This is a genomic window from Komagataeibacter xylinus (assembly GCF_009834365.1).
Lineage (GTDB): Bacteria > Pseudomonadota > Alphaproteobacteria > Acetobacterales > Acetobacteraceae > Komagataeibacter > Komagataeibacter xylinus_D.
This window is the reverse complement of sequence record NZ_CP041348.1, coordinates 1,469,637-1,486,715: the sequence shown is the minus strand read 5'-3', so window position 1 is coordinate 1,486,715 and position 17,079 is coordinate 1,469,637. Positions and strand designations below refer to the sequence as shown.

At 61.2% G+C, this 17,079-nt stretch carries 15 protein-coding genes; 5 read left to right on the top strand and 10 right to left on the bottom strand.

What is annotated here, in order from left to right; translation table 11 throughout:
* Window positions 1–224 precede the first annotated feature (224 nt).
* From FMA36_RS07040 to FMA36_RS07020, 5 genes are all read right to left on the bottom strand, one after another.
* Window positions 225–2,645 (bottom strand): TonB-dependent receptor, encoded by a 2,421-nt coding sequence (locus FMA36_RS07040; RefSeq protein ID WP_240906515.1) that lies wholly within the window; start codon window positions 2,643–2,645, stop codon window positions 225–227.
* Window positions 2,646–2,901: 256 nt separating this feature from the next.
* Window positions 2,902–4,947, bottom strand: coding sequence for a M1 family metallopeptidase (locus FMA36_RS07035; RefSeq protein WP_240906514.1), 2,046 nt, complete (start codon window positions 4,945–4,947; stop codon window positions 2,902–2,904).
* Between the two features lie 114 nt (window positions 4,948–5,061).
* The gene (locus FMA36_RS07030) at window positions 5,062–7,170 is read right to left on the bottom strand and encodes a penicillin acylase family protein (protein ID WP_159261747.1); all 2,109 of its coding nucleotides are present in this window, start codon (window positions 7,168–7,170) and stop codon (window positions 5,062–5,064) included.
* Window positions 7,171–7,377: 207 nt separating this feature from the next.
* A complete protein-coding gene (locus FMA36_RS07025; RefSeq protein WP_206065221.1) occupies window positions 7,378–7,890 on the bottom strand; it encodes a nucleoside deaminase in 513 nt (170 codons plus the stop codon).
* Window positions 7,891–7,928: 38 nt separating this feature from the next.
* Window positions 7,929–8,180, bottom strand: a complete 252-nt coding sequence (locus FMA36_RS07020) for a hypothetical protein (protein WP_159261746.1) — start codon at window positions 8,178–8,180, stop codon at window positions 7,929–7,931.
* A 118-nt stretch (window positions 8,181–8,298) separates the two neighbouring features.
* Here FMA36_RS07020 and FMA36_RS07015 point away from each other — a divergent pair, with 118 nt between their 5' ends.
* Window positions 8,299–8,622 carry a helix-turn-helix domain-containing protein gene (locus FMA36_RS07015; protein WP_159261745.1) on the top strand — a complete coding sequence of 108 codons (324 nt, stop codon included), beginning with the start codon at window positions 8,299–8,301 and terminating at the stop codon, window positions 8,620–8,622.
* 85 nt (window positions 8,623–8,707) lie between these two features.
* On the top strand, window positions 8,708–9,025 hold the full coding sequence (locus FMA36_RS07010; RefSeq protein WP_159261744.1) for a hypothetical protein: 318 nt from the start codon (window positions 8,708–8,710) through the stop codon (window positions 9,023–9,025).
* Window positions 9,026–9,161: 136 nt separating this feature from the next.
* On the opposite strand, the gene FMA36_RS07005 is transcribed toward FMA36_RS07010, so the two are convergent.
* The 3 genes from FMA36_RS07005 to FMA36_RS06995 form a co-directional block, all read right to left on the bottom strand.
* Window positions 9,162–9,866, bottom strand: a complete 705-nt coding sequence (locus tag FMA36_RS07005) for a M15 family metallopeptidase (RefSeq protein WP_159261743.1) — start codon at window positions 9,864–9,866, stop codon at window positions 9,162–9,164.
* Between the two features lie 33 nt (window positions 9,867–9,899).
* A complete protein-coding gene (locus FMA36_RS07000) occupies window positions 9,900–10,133 on the bottom strand; it encodes a DUF2171 domain-containing protein (RefSeq protein WP_159261742.1) in 234 nt (77 codons plus the stop codon).
* A 213-nt stretch (window positions 10,134–10,346) separates the two neighbouring features.
* On the bottom strand, window positions 10,347–10,793 hold the full coding sequence (locus tag FMA36_RS06995) for a hypothetical protein (protein WP_159261741.1): 447 nt from the start codon (window positions 10,791–10,793) through the stop codon (window positions 10,347–10,349).
* 227 nt (window positions 10,794–11,020) lie between these two features.
* Between FMA36_RS06995 and FMA36_RS06990 the strand changes: the two genes are divergently transcribed.
* Entirely contained in the window at window positions 11,021–13,561 is a 2,541-nt protein-coding gene (locus tag FMA36_RS06990) for an excinuclease ABC subunit UvrA (protein ID WP_159261740.1), read from the top strand.
* 96 nt (window positions 13,562–13,657) lie between these two features.
* Here FMA36_RS06990 and FMA36_RS06985 read toward each other — a convergent pair whose 3' ends face one another.
* A complete protein-coding gene (locus FMA36_RS06985) occupies window positions 13,658–15,067 on the bottom strand; it encodes a GntT/GntP/DsdX family permease (RefSeq protein WP_159261739.1) in 1,410 nt (469 codons plus the stop codon).
* A gap of 228 nt (window positions 15,068–15,295) precedes the next feature.
* Here FMA36_RS06985 and FMA36_RS06980 point away from each other — a divergent pair, with 228 nt between their 5' ends.
* A complete protein-coding gene (locus FMA36_RS06980; RefSeq protein ID WP_159261738.1) occupies window positions 15,296–15,616 on the top strand; it encodes a hypothetical protein in 321 nt (106 codons plus the stop codon).
* A 599-nt stretch (window positions 15,617–16,215) separates the two neighbouring features.
* A complete protein-coding gene (locus FMA36_RS06975) occupies window positions 16,216–16,395 on the top strand; it encodes a hypothetical protein (protein WP_159261737.1) in 180 nt (59 codons plus the stop codon).
* A gap of 74 nt (window positions 16,396–16,469) precedes the next feature.
* Here FMA36_RS06975 and FMA36_RS06970 read toward each other — a convergent pair whose 3' ends face one another.
* The gene (locus FMA36_RS06970; RefSeq protein WP_206065219.1) at window positions 16,470–16,991 is read right to left on the bottom strand and encodes a hypothetical protein; all 522 of its coding nucleotides are present in this window, start codon (window positions 16,989–16,991) and stop codon (window positions 16,470–16,472) included.
* Between the last annotated feature and the right edge of the window lie 88 nt (window positions 16,992–17,079).

Below are 17,079 nucleotides of genomic sequence, written 5' to 3'. Positions count from 1 at the left end.
ATCAGGCGACCACTGCCGATACCTGATTTTCATACCCGCCGACCGCCATGCGGCTGAGGCGTTCGCCTAGCCACGCCTCAGCCCACAATACCCAACCCTTATCAGCAAAATGGGCTTCAAGCCGCACGCGGTCATGCGCATTACGGCCCTTGCCGCAGGCCAGGGCCGGCGCGTTGGCCCCGGTGCCGTGATGTCACTGTCACCGGGGCCTTGCCAAAAGGCTGTTAGAAGCTTGCGCCCACAGTCAGGAAGAACATGCGCGGCGCCATCGGGTAGGCCGTATATTGCCCGCTTGCCTGTGAGGTACTGAGGGTGGACCAGGCGCGGGTGTTGGTCAGGTTGGTGATGTTACCCTGCACCTTGAGCCCCTGCACATGCGGAATGCCCTTGATGGTGTAACCGGCATTGATGCTGAACAGGGCATACGACCCGACCGAAAGGTCGTTGGTATAGGTCGTGTAACGGCGGCCGATGACATCACCGATGAACTGGCCATAGAAACGGCCCCAGTTGGTGGAAGCCACGAATTTTTCGGTCCAGTCAGGCAGGCCGACAACATTCTTGCCCGCCGTATGCACCTGTGTGGCGCCTGAGAAATAATCATCATTATAAACGGATTTGTTATAGGACAGCGCATTATAGAACGAGAAATGCGGCCCGAACTGTGCCGTGAACGAGAAATCCATGCCATCGGTCGAGACGGAGCCAACATTGGTCAGGATGGTGGATGAACCGATAATATAGGAAACGTTGCTATTGTAAGCCGATGAAGCTACGGCAAGCAGGCGGTTGGAGAAATGGACGTGATAGTATTCAAGCTGCCCGCTGATATGGGTCAGCGGTCCAAGCTTGACGTTGCGGTTGGTGCGCAGGCCGGTCTCATAGGTCCATGATGTTTCAGGCTTGCCATTTTTCTTGAAGTTCTCGAATGCGGCCTGGCTGGTCATGCCCCAGGGGCTGGCATTGCCGTAGCCCGTATCCTGGAACGAGCGCATGTTTTCCTGAATATTGGCAAACCACTGCTCATGCGGCGTAAAATTCCACAGGGCACCAAAGGATGGCAGGAACGGCCTGACCGCCGCAATCCGGCCACCGGGAATGGTTTCAGCCGTTTTGGGGGAAAGCGACCCCGGCAGGGCAGCAACCGGCAGGGTGCCGTTTGTATAGACCAGCTCCGACTTGAAGCCCGCATTCAGCATGAAGTTCCTGGTGATCTGCCAGCTGTCCTGCAGGTGTGTGGTCCAGGTATTGGTATAGAAATAGTTGGTGTACTGGTGGATCAGCGGGTTCTGCTGGCGATCATAGGGGGTGGTGGGGTTGTTGATGTCAAACGCGTACCAGCGCCGGGCCTGGGTGTTGTTGTTGCGCTCGTACCAGCCGCCCAGTTCAATATGGTGGTGGCCAACCTCATAACGCAGGGTGGACATCAGGCCGCCGCGGTTATCCCAGTATTCGGTCGTGCGCGTTGCCATGCCCGAGCCGCCAAACACGTTGGACAGGTCGGATGAAGATGCATTGGGGAAGTACGCCCCGAAAAGAGTCGGCAGCCCGGCCGCGCTGATCGGACCGGCGACCACGCCCTCGCCCATGTCATGATGGTAGTAGATCTGGTTGGTCCAGTGGAGGTGCGCACTGAAATCATGCGTCCACTTTGTATAGGCCAGGAAATCTTCACGCTGCGCATCGGAGTAATAGTTACGGTAATTGTTGCCCGCAATATTGGCCGCGTTCTTATAATAGTTCACGGCTTCATTCAGGTTGGGGTACAGGAACGGGCGCACGTACATGCTCCCCCCTGATGGCTCGACAATCCCGTCTTCATTGGGTTCCACCTTGTCGGACCAGTCAAAGAAAGTCGTGATCTTGTCGTGCGATCCGTCATGCACGAACTTGGCGTTGACCTGATTACCACCCTGATGGCCCGCAAAGTCCCATGCCCGCGCATCCTGTCGCGCCCATGAAACATAGGCCGAGTTGTTATGGCCAAAATCGCCCGTATCAACCCGGGCAAAGGTGCGGAAGGTGGACCAGCTGCCGAAGGTCTGGGAAAGCTGGCCACCGGCCTTGTGCAGCGGGTCCTGTGTCGTGAATTCCAGCGAGCCGCCAAGGTTGCTGGTCGAGGCCGTGCCAAGTGCGCCCGCGCCCGTTGCAACGGTAGCCGAGCCGATGTTTTCGCTTATGGCCGCGCGCTGGGGGGACAGACCGTTGTAATTGCCATAGGACTGGTCGCCCAAGGGCACGCCATCAAGCGTAAAACCGAGCTGGTTCTGGTTGAAGCCGTGAATGTAGAGCGATGAATTCTGCTCGTTATTGCCCCATGGGTCAGCATTTTCAAACACGACGCCCGGCAGGATCTCGAGCGCCTTGACCGGGTTGATGCCGGGCAGGATGCGCTGCAGCTGGGTGCGGTTGACGGTCTGCTCGGAGCGTGTGCGCCGCGCCGTTGCCATGATCTGCTCGGCATTGCCCGAAGAAGACAGTGCATCATCCTTATGAGCCCCGACCACCTTTTTATACGGCGCGCGTTCAGGGTTTTTCTCCCTGGTGGCAGGCTGGACCGTCTGTGCATGCGCCGTGGAAAGTGCCAGGGCGGAACAGAACAGGCCAAAAGCAACGTGGCCATTACGTAGTAACTTGATCGACACCTGAAGGTCTCCGCGATGAGAAGGCGAACCACCGTCTATCAGCGCGATTACTCTTTTTAATGTGAAGGTTTCATGACGGTGCAGCAGTGCCACACCCATGAAACAACATCAATTTACTTGTGTGAATTTTTTATGACGGCAGCCAGAACGCATCAGGTGTTCTGTCATGCCCGCAATTTATTTCTAATTCGTAATTATATATTACCCCTGCCAACCCCTTTATTTCTTCCCGCCTGCCACGGTTCATGGTCATGCGTCACGGCCTCAGGTTGCGCCGCGCCACGACCATGCCAGATGCCACCGGCGTTATGGACGTGCTTTCATTATTGCTGCGGTCGATATCGGGAATAGCGTGATCGGGGTCGAGACTGGCGGAGCGGACCGGCCTGCCATCGGGCACGAGCACGACAGCCTCGTTGCCCTTCGCCCATAGTTCGGTGGGCAGGATGCGCCGGGTGGTCGCCCCATCAGCCCAGGTCACCTGCAACGTGACTGGCAGCGGCAGGGCCCCCTTGTTCCGTACCGTAACCCGCACGCCTTTTGCCGGGTCATTCTCGACATATTCCAGGCCCGTCAGCGCATAATCCGGGGCGGCGTTGGTGAAATACCAGCCGCGCCAGAACCATGACAGATCCTCGCCCGCATCACTTTCCATCAGGCGGAAGAAGTCGGACGGCGTAGGGTGGCGATAGGCCCAGGCGGCAATGTAGTGGCGAAACGCCGGGTCAAACCGCGCCGGCCCAAGGATCTGGCTGCGCAGCAGCTCCAGCCCGTAAGCCGACTTGAAATACGGCATGGCATGCCGGTCGCCCCTGCCGGGAATATTGGAAGGCGCCATGAGGGGCTGATAGACCGGGTCCTTGAGCACCTTGACAATGTCATCAGCCGGCCGGCCGCTATCGGGTGCGTATTCGCCATCATGCTTGGGCGCGAACTCGCCTTTGTTGAAATGCAGCGACGCCAGTGAATCGATAAACGTGTTGAAGCCTTCATCCATGAAACCGTTGCGGCGTTCATTCGAGCCGACAATCATGGGGAACCATGTATGGCCGAGTTCATGGGTGGTAATCCAGAACAGCTTGGCATCACGGTCGTGCATGCCATCAAACACGATGCCCGGATATTCCATGCCCGCGCCGTGGCCGCCCACGTTGATGGCCGTGGGCCACGGGTAGGGATACCAGTCGTGCGAGAAATACTCGATCGTGTGCTTGACGTATTCGGTCGAGCGGTCCCATGCCTGCGGCCCCACGGCCTCCACGGGGTAGACCGACATGCCAAGCCGGGCCTCGGGCTTCATGCCTGGCGCGGGAGCGATGGGCGGCAGGTCCAGTTTCGCCGCATCCCACAACAGGGCGGGCGAGGCGACGAAAGCCACGTCGCGCGCGTTGTCCATATGAAAGCGCCATGTGCGGCTGCCCGCAGGCGGCGCGTGGGCTGCCGCCTCCACATCCGCCTGGTCACGGATCATGACGCGCGTCCCACTGCGCCGGGCCTGAGCCAGGCGCTGCTGCTGCGCGGTCGAGAGCACCTGTGCCGGGTTGACCAAGGCACCAGAGCCCACAACCATGAAACTGGCGGGAACGGTCACCGCGTAATCGAAATTGCCGTAATCAAGATAAAACTCATCGCCCACATAGGGCAGCGTGTCCCACCCGCGCACGTCATCAAACACCGCCATGCGGGGATAGAACTGGGCAATTTCATAAATATCGCCGTTTCTGGATGGGCTGACCGCCGTGCGCCCGCCCCATGCGCCGGGCATGGTGTAGTGCCACCGCACCCGGAACACCTGCGTCCTGCCCGGTGCCAGCGGGTGCGGCAGGGTGATCTGCATGCGGGTATCGGAGATCAGCGGCGTCACCTCCTGCGAGGCGGTGCCCTCCATGATGGTGACCGGCCCGATCTGCACCCCATCCGTATGCGGCGTGCTGGCAGGGCTGGACATGATGGCACGCCTGCTGTCAGCGCGGTACATGTTCTGGTCAAGCTGCACCCACAGCACCGGCAGGCTGCTTGGGCTGTTGTTGTGGTATGTGACCGTTTCCTCGCCCGAGAGTTCATGGGTGGTGGGGTCGAGGGTGACGGCAATGCGGTAATCGGCCTGATTTTTCCACGCCATCGGCCCCGGCGTGCCATCACCCGAGCGGTAGGCGCTGACCGGGGTTGGCATCTCGACCGGGCTGAAGATCTGGTTGGGATCAGGCACCGCAACCTGCGCCTGCACGGGCCGGGGCGACAGGCTGACAAGCACGCCACAGGCCATCAGTGACCAGAACCGCATTGCGTAAGGGGCTGACATTATGGGGCGTCTCCTTAATCACCCCTGACCGGGGACCAATATATATGCTGCGGCATTGTTCGAAGCTTTTTGGAAAAAGCTTCACCAAAAACGTCTTTCACGCCGGGACGCCGCTCAGTCAGGCAACGGATCAACGGATTCCACATGCTGCTCGACCACATCGCGGCTCAGCCACAGGTCACGCAGGGTCTTGGTGCTGAGATAAGAGAGCTGATCCGCATGATGGGGGGAGCCGGGCTGGCTGGAATTGCCATAGCTCAGCAGTCCCTTTGCCTTCATGGGTGTTGCGAAACTGACAAGCGATACCCATGTCTCGCCATGCAGCGGCGTGCGCTCGCCATTTTTCATGGGGCCCCAGGTAATGGTGCGGAAAATGCCGGTATTGCCAAAGCCGCCATTACCCGGCAGGTCGACATTATTGATATGAAAGCGTGATACATCGCCAAACGGGCGGTCAATTGCGCCATACAGCTTTCTGGTCTCAACCGCCGCCTGCGCCAGCAAATCAACCGCATGGGCGGGGTCCTTCAGCCCCGATGGCGTGCTGATCGGGTCATCAAGCGACCATTGCCGGGCAAACCCGTCCGAGCCTGCAAATTTTGGGCCCATGAACAGCCGCGCCCATGTTTCGAACAGCAACGCGCCATGGCTGGTGGCATCATCGGCGCCATCCCAGTTTTGCAGGACTTTCACGGCCGCTTTTACATCGGCGCGGTGGTCCTTGCGGGCGGCTGTGAGGAGTTCGGGCAGGATCCGCTCGGCCAGCAGCGAATGGGTGTTGAGCTTGCGGGCCATGATGTCGTCAAACGACATCTTTACCTCGCCCGCCAGCATGCGGGTCGACATCTGGGCCCGCAGCGTCATCGGGCCGGTCTGCGCCACATAGGCCGGATAGGCTTTGGGGTCGAGCCCGCGCGGATAGGTGGCGAGCCATGGCGGATCATTGGCGTTCTGCACAAAGCCCGATGGCGGATCGATCACCTTGGGCAGGCTGTCATAGGACACGACGCCTTTGGGTATGTTATCCGACCGATCACCGGGAACAACATTGTTCCAGTAATCGAAGTCGCCATTATCATGCTTTGGCAGAATACCATTGTCGAGATACATGACATGCCCGTCATGGTCAGCATAGACAATGTTGAACATGGGCACCTGCAGCTTTTTGAGTGCTGCCTGGAACTCACTGAAATTGTGGGATCGCGCCATATCCCAATACTGCCGGAGCATGCCGGGGCGATCGAGCCCTGCCACATACAGCGCAATGGGCGTGCCATCCGCCTCGTTAAAGACCGGCCCCTGTTTTGCATAACGCTGCACGAAGCTGTGGGTGACCAGCGTACCATCGGGCATCCTGACCTTGTAGGACAGGGTACGGGTAGTGAATTTCCGTTTTTTGCCATCCAGCCTGTAGCCATCGCCATCGGGTGTCAGCCTGTAGCGCACAGCACCCAGAATGGTGTTGACGGTATTGGTAAAGGCGACATCCGGCGTAAAGGCAAAGCGCAGCACCGGCAGGCCCACATGCGTCGCGCCATAAATACTGAAGCCGGGGCCATTCAACTGCGCTTCATAATAGGTATAGAACGGCGTGCTCCACGGCAGGTGCGGGTTGGCGAGCAGCACGGCATGCCCATCGGTAGTGCGTGATGGGGCAATGGCCCAGGCATTCGACCCGCCTGCTTTGCGCTCGGGCGCATCGCCGAGCATTTTCCGCTCCTCGGCAATGTAGACATAGTTCATCAGCCGCAGGCCATGGGCCACGACATCAACCCCGCTGACCGGCAGGACGGCACGCATGTCATCGGCAATATCAGCGGGGTGGCTGGCCGCATAATCGTTGATGCCCCGCGCAAACGCATCAAGATCCTTGCGAAAGCCCGGCGTCTGGCGGGCATAAAAGGTTCTGGCGCGTTCATACACGCCATTACCCCGCACCCAGCGATCCGATTCTTCTTCCGTCTTGCCCCAGTATTCGGCGGCCCGGCCGCGGGCGGTGCCATAAAGCTTCAATACAATATTGCCGTGGCTGTGCGCCTGCGCCCAGCCAAAGCCGTAAAAGGCACCGGCCTCGGTGGTGGCATAGATATGGGGCACGCCAAACGTGTCCCACAGGATTTTATCATGCGTGGCCCCGGCGGCCACGGCCGCGTGGCTTCCAGCCGCCACGGCCAGACCCGCACCAAGGCAGAACCCCAACCGCCACTTCCGTGCCAATTCCATATGCCTCTCCCTTTACCGCCGCGGCATTACGCCCGATCTCGTCTGGCATTATAGATTGAATCCGAAACGATTTGCCAGAAGCGCACCTGAAAAGAGGAGGCCGGTGTGACCGGCAGAAAACAGAAGCAATAAAAGCTTCCAGATGCCGCCTTTTTTAAAAATGCCGTGTTGTTCGAAGCTTTTTGAAAAAAGCCTCATCAAAAACTTTTATGAATCAGCGGCTTTGTTTTCATTCCAGAAGGCCTGCTGCAGGGCGGCGGCCTCGGCTTCAAGCAGCGGGCCGATAACCTCCACCCGGCGCTGCCCTGCGGCGAACACCGTGCGGCAGGGCAGGTCCAGGGTCGGGTTCTCGGGGTGGTTACCCGTCATTTCCTTGAGGCTGTGTTCGCTCTGGCCAAAAACCACACGACCAATGCCGCTCCAGTACACCGCACCTGCACACATCGCACACGGTTCGGCTGATGTGTACATTGTGTGCGACGCCAGCACGGCGGGGGAAAAACGCTTCGAGGCCCGCGTGGCCAGCAGGCGCTCGGCATGGGCGGTCATGTCACCACCCTCGGCGGTGTAGCCATTGCCCTGTTCCAGAACCACCTGCCCCTGCGCATCGACGAGAATGCAGCCAAAAGGATGGTCGCCCCCCTGCCGCGCCTGCTCGGCCACCGCAAAGGCGCGACGCAAAAAACGCGCGTGATCAAGATCGGGCAGCAGGTCGGTCATGAAGCATCCCTTGTCATGCACGATGCGCCCCGGCCGGCCTATTCCGGCAGGGGTTGCGCCATGTGCTGGCGCAGCGTCTGCATCTCGTCATCAAGGTAGCCCACGATATCGGTGCTGTCATATGCGCCATCAAAGCGGGTGGTAGCCAATTCGGCCCGCATGGCGGCAATCCGCTCAAGCTGGCGGCCCAGCTGGGCGGTGTAGCGGGCAAGCCATGCGGGCTCATCGGGTGCGAATCGGGCATCGATATCAGCCTGCGTGCACCCGGCGGGCAGATAGGCACTTTGCATCTGTTTTTGCTCCATTTGTGTGAATAAAATACACAATGAGCTGGAAGGCAGCGATGCCTGCGTAAATGTTCTCATAAAGTTCTTGCTGCATGTGCGCTTTTTGAGCACACTTGTTTGTATGGAAAATATGCACAAACCTACTGCCGCACCTTCCCCTGCCCCGCCACGCCGCACACGCCCGCCGCGTGTTGACTGGCCCAGCCTTGCCCCGCGCGTGGCCGCCCTGCGGGCGCAGGGTTGTTCCACGCGTGAGGCCGCCCGCAGGCTGGACATGAACATCAAGACACTCGAAGCCCATCTGCGCCGCCACCGCATCCGCCATGCCATACCAATGGACCGCCCCGACCAGGTGCGCCGCACCTGCCTGAACTGCGACACCGCTTTCGTGGCCGATGGCCGCTTTCTGCGCCTGTGCCCGGAATGCCGGGCCATGTTCAGCTAACACCGCTCACATTCCCGTGATGTTGAAACCGGAGCGGGGATTGTTCACTTAAGGGTGCGTATGACATTGAAACAGGATACCGGGCATGGATAGCGCTTTACGCAACCGCACGCAGACCCCCTCCCGCACAGAACCAGCCCGCCTCCAGTTCCGCATTGCCCTGCGCCATTGCGCGCCTGTCCCCACCGCACCTGCCACGCGGCGGCGCCTGCGTTCCATCGCCGCCTTTGGCCTGGCGCTGATGGTGGCTGGCACGGGGCTAAGCGGATGCAAGCGCCACCACGAGACAACGGGCGAGAAGATCGATCATTTTGGCGACAAGATGCAGGACACCTTCGACCCGCCCAAAGGCCCCGGTGAAAAGGCAGGCCGCACGATAGACCGCACCCTGCATGATGACTGATATTTTTTAGAAAAATATTGAAAAATGCCGCCTTTTATTTGAACAGGCGGCATTTTTATTTCTATACAGATAAGATTTTTTCAAAAATCTTCAGAAGAACACCACCTTTTTGAAAAAAGGCGGCACCCAGAAATTTTTACTTCTTTTCAGCCTGCGCCACCGCATCAAACGACAGATCAAGCACCGGGTAATCTGCCCAGTCCGCAAAGTCGAAATGCCACCATTCCTCCGCCAGGGGCACAAAGCCGCTCTCCTGCATGATGCGTGCCAGCAGGTCGCGTCGCTGCCGCGCCAAAGCATCACCACCCGCATAGCCGACATGGGCGCGGGGCGTCATTTCATCAAAGCCCGATGGCATCGGCACAACACAGCGCGTTGCCAGATCCCACAGGGTCAGGTCAACCGCGCAACCCCGGTTATGGCGTGAGCCGGTGGCCGGATCGCCCACGAATTCATGCAATGCCTCCGGCACGGCCGCGCGGAACAGCACCGTGACATGCCAGGGCCGATACGCATCATAAACCAGCAACCCATACCCATGCCGCGCCGCAAGGCTGCGCGCATGCGACAGGGCGAGCGCCGCCGGGCGTTGCAGGAACGCCCGCGCCGCCGGATAAACCGGAAAGCCAAGAAAATTCCGGCTGCACGCATAGCGGATATCCAGCGCAATGGCCGGATCAACCTGCGTTACGTCAACAAGATCCGCAGCCCTTGGCGCAGGCGCAAAAGCTGGCATGACCGCCTGTGCAGCCAGCGCCCGCAATGCATCGGGTGCAAGACGCGACTTTACGCGAAACAGGTCATCGGCCTCCAGCACGGGGCCGGACGGGGGAGCGGGCATTACCGCACCCCGGTCAGGGGCAGCGCAGGCCCTTCAGTTTGCAGGAGGCGTGTAGGACTGTACATCTTCCACCGTATGGCTAAGCAGGATCTTGCCGTTATCGGCAGACTGCACCCATGCGGCGGGAATGGTAAAGGCGCTCTCGGCCGGGCCATCAACGGTAACCTGAATCGTGCCATCCGTATTGACTGCCGTAAGCGTGCCCATGCGGCCCGTGCCCGCCGCAATCACGTCCTGACCCAGCATGGCCTGCGTTACATCCGTCATGAATTCCCTTTCCTTGCCGGGCATGCGGGCTGGCACCTGCGTGCTGCCCCATGCCCTGTTTTTTCACATGGCGGACCCTGTCGGCCGCCTTCTGTGCGCCGGAGCCTTTAAAGTAACCGCTCCAGACTTTTCCCACGCCGCGCACGCCCGGCACAGGTCACTGCGGGCATATGTGCAGGTCTAACGCCCGGCATGGAGCAAAGTTGTTCCGGCCTAGTTCACGCCAAACTGGCTGCGCTGGGCCATGACCTGATTGAGCTGCTCGTTGTAATGGTGATAGGTGCCTTTTGGCACGCAGCCCATTTCCTCAAGATCTTCGAGCTTGATGCTGTCATTGAGCCAGGAATTGACCTCATTGAACTGCACTTTTGCCGGAACCGGACGCCCGCTGAAAATCACCGGGTCATCCTGCCCCTGCACATAGCCGAATTTCTTGTACACCCCATCAACGGGCGGGTTGTGCTCCGCCATTTCGCCGCACACCACCGATGCGCCATCCATGGCATGCACGGTGGCATTGCGGAAGGTGGCGGCATGCGGGTCGGGCAGGGTGGCGGCGACATGGCGCTCGGCTTCGGTAATGACGGCGGACCCCCCCGCCGCATGGGCCAGCCCGGAATACAGGCAGAGCGACACGCCCAGTATAATGACTCGTTTCATGCTTCCACCGCCTGATCACTCATATTGCCATAGCTTGCTTTTGTTGTGATGCGCTGCCCGCCTGCATCGGTCAAGCCGGGGATGGCATGTACCCATCATCAGCAATTATGTCATGAGCGATAATATATGGACATAAGAGGGGGCGCACAGATCCAAGCCGTCGGGTTATAACAGGGCATCCTGCCGGCCCTGTGCCCGCCCATATTGCATCAAAGGCCCCTCCGCCCATGTCACAGCGCCCCGTTTCCGCTCCTGCGGCTGACCCGTCCACCCGGCCCGACTTCGTGCATGTGCGGGGCGCGCGCGAGCACAACCTCAAGGATGTCAGCGTGGACATTCCGCGTGACCGGCTGGTCGTGTTCACCGGGGTCTCAGGCTCGGGCAAATCCTCGCTGGCCTTCGGCACGCTGTATGCGGAGGCGCAGCGGCGCTACCTTGAATCGGTCTCGCCCTACGCCCGCAGGCTGTTCCGGCAGATGCCGGTGCCCGATGTCACATCAATCGAAGGGCTGCCGCCTGCAATTGCGCTCCAGCAGCAGCGCGGCACCGGCACAGGGCGCTCGACCGTGGGCAGCATCACCACGCTATCGAACCTGCTGCGCATGCTCTATTCCCGCGCGGGGCATTACCCTGCGGGCATGAAGCGGCTGGAGGCGGAATCGTTCTCCACCAACACGCCTGAAGGCGCGTGCCCGCAATGCCACGGGCAGGGCCGCATCATGGACACCACGACCGCGCTGCTGGTGCCTGATGACAGCCTCTCCATCCGCGAACGCGCGGTGGCGGCGTGGCCCACGGCGTGGCAGGGGCAGAACCTGCGCGATATCCTCATCACCAAAGGCGTGGACGTGGACTGCCCCTGGCGCGACCTGCCCGCCAAAACCCGCGAGTGGATTCTCTACACCGAGGAAACGCCCACCTACCCTGTCTATCCCGGCCTCGACCACGCAGCCGTGCAGCGCGCGATACGCGACCACGTACCGCCTGCCTATAACGGCACCTTTACCGGCGCGCGGCGCTACGTGCTGCATACCTTTGCCACATCGCAGAGTGCCAACATGCGCAGGCGGGCCGAGCGGTTCCTCACCGCAACGCCCTGCCCCACCTGCCATGGCGCGCGGCTCAACCCCGATGCGCTGCGTGTCACCATCGCGGGGCTGAACATTGCCGAACTCACGCGCATGCCGCTTTCCACCATTGCCCGCACGCTGGCCCCGCTGGCTGAAGGCACGCAGGTGCCCGAGCACGCCCCGCAGGCGGGCGATGCCACCGCCATTGCCGCGCGCCGCATGGCGACCGACCTGCTGGGCCGCATTGCGGTGCTGGAGCATCTGGGTCTTGGCTACCTGCAGGCCGACCGCTCGGTTACCACGCTCTCCCCCGGCGAATATCAACGCCTGCGGCTGGGCACGCAGATCCGCTCCAGCCTGTTTGGCGTGGTATATGTGCTTGATGAACCCTCAAGCGGGCTGCACCCCGCCGATGCCCACAACCTGCTTGATGCGCTGGAAGGGCTGAAGCGGACGGGCAACTCGCTGTTCATTGTCGAGCATAACCTCTACCTCATCCGCCGGGCGGACTGGATTGTCGATGTCGGCCCCGATGCGGGCACGCGCGGGGGTGAGGTATTGTATAGCGGCCTGCCCGATGGCCTGCGGACGGTCAAAAACTCCCGCACCGCGCCCTACCTGTTCGGCAGTGATGCCCCGATTGCGGGCGTGCCACGCCCGGCCAGAGCGTGGCTGAAGCTTGCGGGCCTGACATGGAACAACCTGCATGACCTGAGCGTGGAGATTCCACTGGGCACGTTCGTGACCGTAACCGGCCTGTCGGGCTCGGGCAAGTCGAGCCTTGTCAGCCAAGCGCTGCCCGCCATCATGGCGCACGCGCTGGGGCAGAAACTGCCCGATGCAACTGACCCCGACACCATCGAGGACATGCCCGAAGGCACGCCGCAGGGACATGTGGTGGATGGCGCAAAGAAAATCAGCCGCCTGGTCATGATCGACCAGAAACCCATCGGCCGCACCCCGCGCTCCAACCTCGCCACCTATACCGGCCTGTTCGACATCATCCGCCAGGCCTATGCCGCAACCGACCTGGCGCGTGCGCGCAGCTATGATGCAGGCCGCTTTTCGTTCAACCTGCCAAAAGGCCGCTGCCCCACCTGCGAGGGCGCAGGCTCGGTGATGGTGGAACTGCTGTTCCTGCCCAGCGTGTATTCCCCCTGCCCCACCTGCCACGGCACGCGCTACCGGCCAGAGGTGCTGGAAGTGACCATAGACGGTAGATCCATTGCCGATGTGCTGGCCATGACGGTCGATGAGGCAGCAGCCTTTTTTGCGCAAAACCCGGCCCTGTCCACCACGCTCGCCACCTTGCAGCAGGGCGGGCTTGGCTACCTGCGGCTGGGGCAGCCTGCCACCGAGCTTTCAGGGGGTGAGGCGCAGCGCATCAAGCTTGCCACCGAACTGCGCAAGCAGCGCCGGGGCCATACGCTCTATATTCTCGATGAACCGACCACCGGCCTGCATCCCGCCGATGTGGACCGGCTGCAGGCCCACCTGCAATCGCTGGTGGATGGCGGCCACACCGTGGTGGTGGCCGAGCATGACATGCGGGTGGCGGCCAGAAGCGACTGGATCATCGACATGGGGCCGGGTGCGGGCGACGGGGGCGGTAAGATCGTGGCCGCGGGCACGCCGCATGACGTGGCCCGCGCGAAAGGCAGCGCCACCGCTCCCTTTCTGCTCCCCCTCACGGGCTGAGTTAAGGAACAAACGTTTTTGGTGAAGCTTTTTTCAAAAAGCTTTGTAAAGAAGCCGCTTTTTTGAAAAAAGGCGGCACCCAAAAACTTTTATTCTTTATCCAGCCGAAGCGGGCAGAACGCCCCACAACGCCGCAACGCCTGCAAAGACCAGCAGGGATGCCACCAGCGTCATGAGGCTCCAGCTACGCAGGCCCTCGCGCACGCTCACGCCGCACAGGCGCGTCACGATCCAGAACCCCGCATCATTCACATGCGACAGCGCCATGCCGCCCGCCCCCATAGCCAGCGCCATGAGTGCCAGATGGGTCTGGTCAAAGTGCAGGCGGCCAATCATGGGGCCGAGAATGCCTGCCGTTGTCATGAGTGCTACGGTCGTCGGTCCCTGGGCTACGCGCAGGATCATGGTCAGCACGAAGGCCAGCACCAGCAGCGGCAGGCCCGTAGAAGCCAGCAGGCCGCCCAGCGCATCCCCCACGCCACTGCCCACCAGCACCTGCGCGAATGCGCCCCCCGCCCCGGTAATGAGGATGATGATGGCCGTGCCCGGCAGGGCAGCCGCCACGACATCGGACACGGTAGCCAGCGCCATGCCACGCCGCAGCCCCAGCAGCCACGCGCACAGCAGCACGTCCAGCCCCAGCGCCACGAAGGGAATCCCGGCAAAGACCAGCACCGTGCGCAACCGTCCCGGCGCCATCAGTTCGCCTGCCAGCGTGCCCGCCACCATCAGCACCACCGGCACGGCGATGACACTCAGGATCTCGCCCACGCCCACCGGCCTGCGCGCGGTGGCCTGCATGAAGGCTCCTGCCGCGTCATCACCCGCCCCCTGCCCCTGCGCAGGCGTGCGGGCTTCCTCCACCACAGCGCGGATATCAGGCGCGCAGCCCAGCGGCTGCGCCATGATGGGCCGGGTCAGCACATAGGTCAGCACTGTGGCCACGGCGGCCAGCGGCAGGCCCAGCATCAGCATGTGCCCCGCCCCCACGCCAAGGGCTGCCGCAACCGCCACGGCACCCGGGTGGGGCGGCAGCAGGGCATGGACGGTGAGCATGGTCACGGCCATGGGAATGCCGAACACGGCAGGCACGCGGCCCGTCTGCCGCGCCATGCCATAGACCAGCGGCATGAGCATGATCACGCCCACCTCGAAAAACACCGGAATGCCGACGCCAAAAGCGGCAATGACCAGAGCGAGCGGCACATGGGCGGAACCCACGCGGCGGATCAGCGCATTCGCCACGGTCGCCGCCCCGCCCGAGAGGTCAACCATGCGCCCGATCATGGCCCCGAAGGCCACGATAATGGCGATATGGCCCATGATGCGGCCCATGCTGCCCTGAATGGCATCGGTCAGTCTGGCTACGGGCATGCCGGTAAGCAGGGCCACGGCCACGGCCACCACCAGCAGGGCGACGAAGGGATGCAGCCGGAGTTTGAGGATAAGCAGGAGCAGGACGGCAATGGAGCCTATGCCGGTCAGGATCAGCGCGAGCGGAGTCATGGGGCAGTCCCGTGCGTGAGAGCGGCCAGTCTCGTCCAGCCAAACGCGCCTTTTAAGGGGCAGCCATGCCATAAGGCAACAACTTGCGCACGCGCCCCGGACAGCCAGCGCCACGCATCTTGTGCAATGCCGGAGCACTCACACCGGACCAGAGAACCGCCCGACGGGCCACAACTCGCTGAACCGGGCACGCTCCCATGCCATCCGGGGGCAGGCCGGGCCCGACCTGTGGGGGCCGTCGCCTTAACAGAGAAGCTTTTACTTCAGCTTTTTTATGACCCCGGCCTCATGGACGCTAACCTTTCCAAGCCTGTCGCTGCCCTGGGCATTGCAGACCAGTTCCTGTGTGCCGGGCGAGAGCATGCAGGTACCTGTAGCTTTCTCATCATAGGACTGGCCGTTGGTTACAACCTGAATCCCGTTGATGTTCTGCCCAATAACGTGATTCTCGCTTGCTGCGGCGGAAAAGAAACCAAAAAACACCATCTACGTATTATTGTTTCCAAATATTTCCGCATTAATGAAAAATCTGTTTTTTATGCTGTATAGCGATATATTACAGGTGTCAGACCGGTCATTCCCATTCTTGTATTCTATACGGAAATTGCATTTTTCATGCGTTGCAATCGAAAGCAGGTTTTTTATATCCGGGCTGGCAAGGGACGCCCTGATCTCGGGCACGGCGCGTTTTTCACTCGGCGTCTGCGCATAAGCCGGGGGCACGACAGTCAGGCAGGCTGCTGCAATGATCCATTGGTAAAAACGCATCAACTGTCCTGTCACCACATCCATTAAAAAAACAGGACGCCTATACGCTGTTCAAAGCAGGCGTCCCCTGCTGATCTGGCATCCTTGACGGTACCGGCCCGCACGCCAAACAACCTTCCCCGCGCGAATCACCACAGGTTGAAACAACAGGGGCATGCTGGCCTGCCTGACCCCGTCAAACGCAGCAGGACCGCCCTGCATGCAAAACATACTGGCGTGAAAAATGGCCTGAAAACCGGGATTTTTTCCACCCCCCGGCCATATGCCGTGCCGGCAGCCGTTTTTCATGCTTGACAGCGTGCCGCCCTGTCTCCATTACGCGCCACCGGTCACGCACCGCAGTCGCTTTTTTGGGCCTTCTCGCCCTGGGACGTCACGCCATGACAACCACGCTCAATCCATCCCTGTCGCCCATGCGCAGCCCGGCCACGCGCCGCGCCATGACGCATGTGACAAGCTTCATCCGCGAGGCCTGGATCGTGCCGATGGTGGTCATGGGCAGCGTGCTGTGCGGGGGCGTGTTCACCCTGCTCTCGCACCTGCTTGGCCACGCGGGATAAAAAAACGCCGCCCGTGTTCAACATGGCGGCGTCTTTTCGAAAATGTTTTCAGCCTCTGGCCAGAAATGGGCCGCTCAGCGGGTGGCCTGACGCATCGGGCGGCTGCTTCCCTTTCTGGGTGGTTCGGCCAGCCAGTGAATGCGGACCTGACGCAGCTCGAAATTGCGCTGGCCCTGCACGCCCATATCCCCAAACGGGTCATAGACCACGCCGGTCACATCGGCACGGCACTGCTCGTGCTGGCCGGTATCGCCACAGATCTGCTGCGCCTTGCGAAAGGAAGCTTCCTCCATCGTGGGGCCATCGAGCGGGATGGCGCCGTTCCAGTCCACCTTGCCCGGCAGGTCGGCAATACGGAAGGCCGCGCAATCCGCCCCGCCCGAATTGGCGGAGGTAATGGTGCAGCCCTCGATGCGCACGGGCTTGCCCACATACTGCGCCGCCTGCCCCTGAAAGGAGGCGACATCAAGCGTGGGTGGCGGCGCGGGCGGGGCACCATGCCCCCTGGGCTCACGGGCCATGGCGGGTGCTGCAGCCATGCCTGTGGCCATGAGAGCCAGCCCGGCCAGCGCACCAAGATGAAAACGTCGCCTCACGTCGTGTCTTCCTTCCGTCAAGAAATCAGCCTGCGGCTGGCATTCGGAAGGAAGTTTTTGCCATAGACACCCGGCCTGTCACCACAAC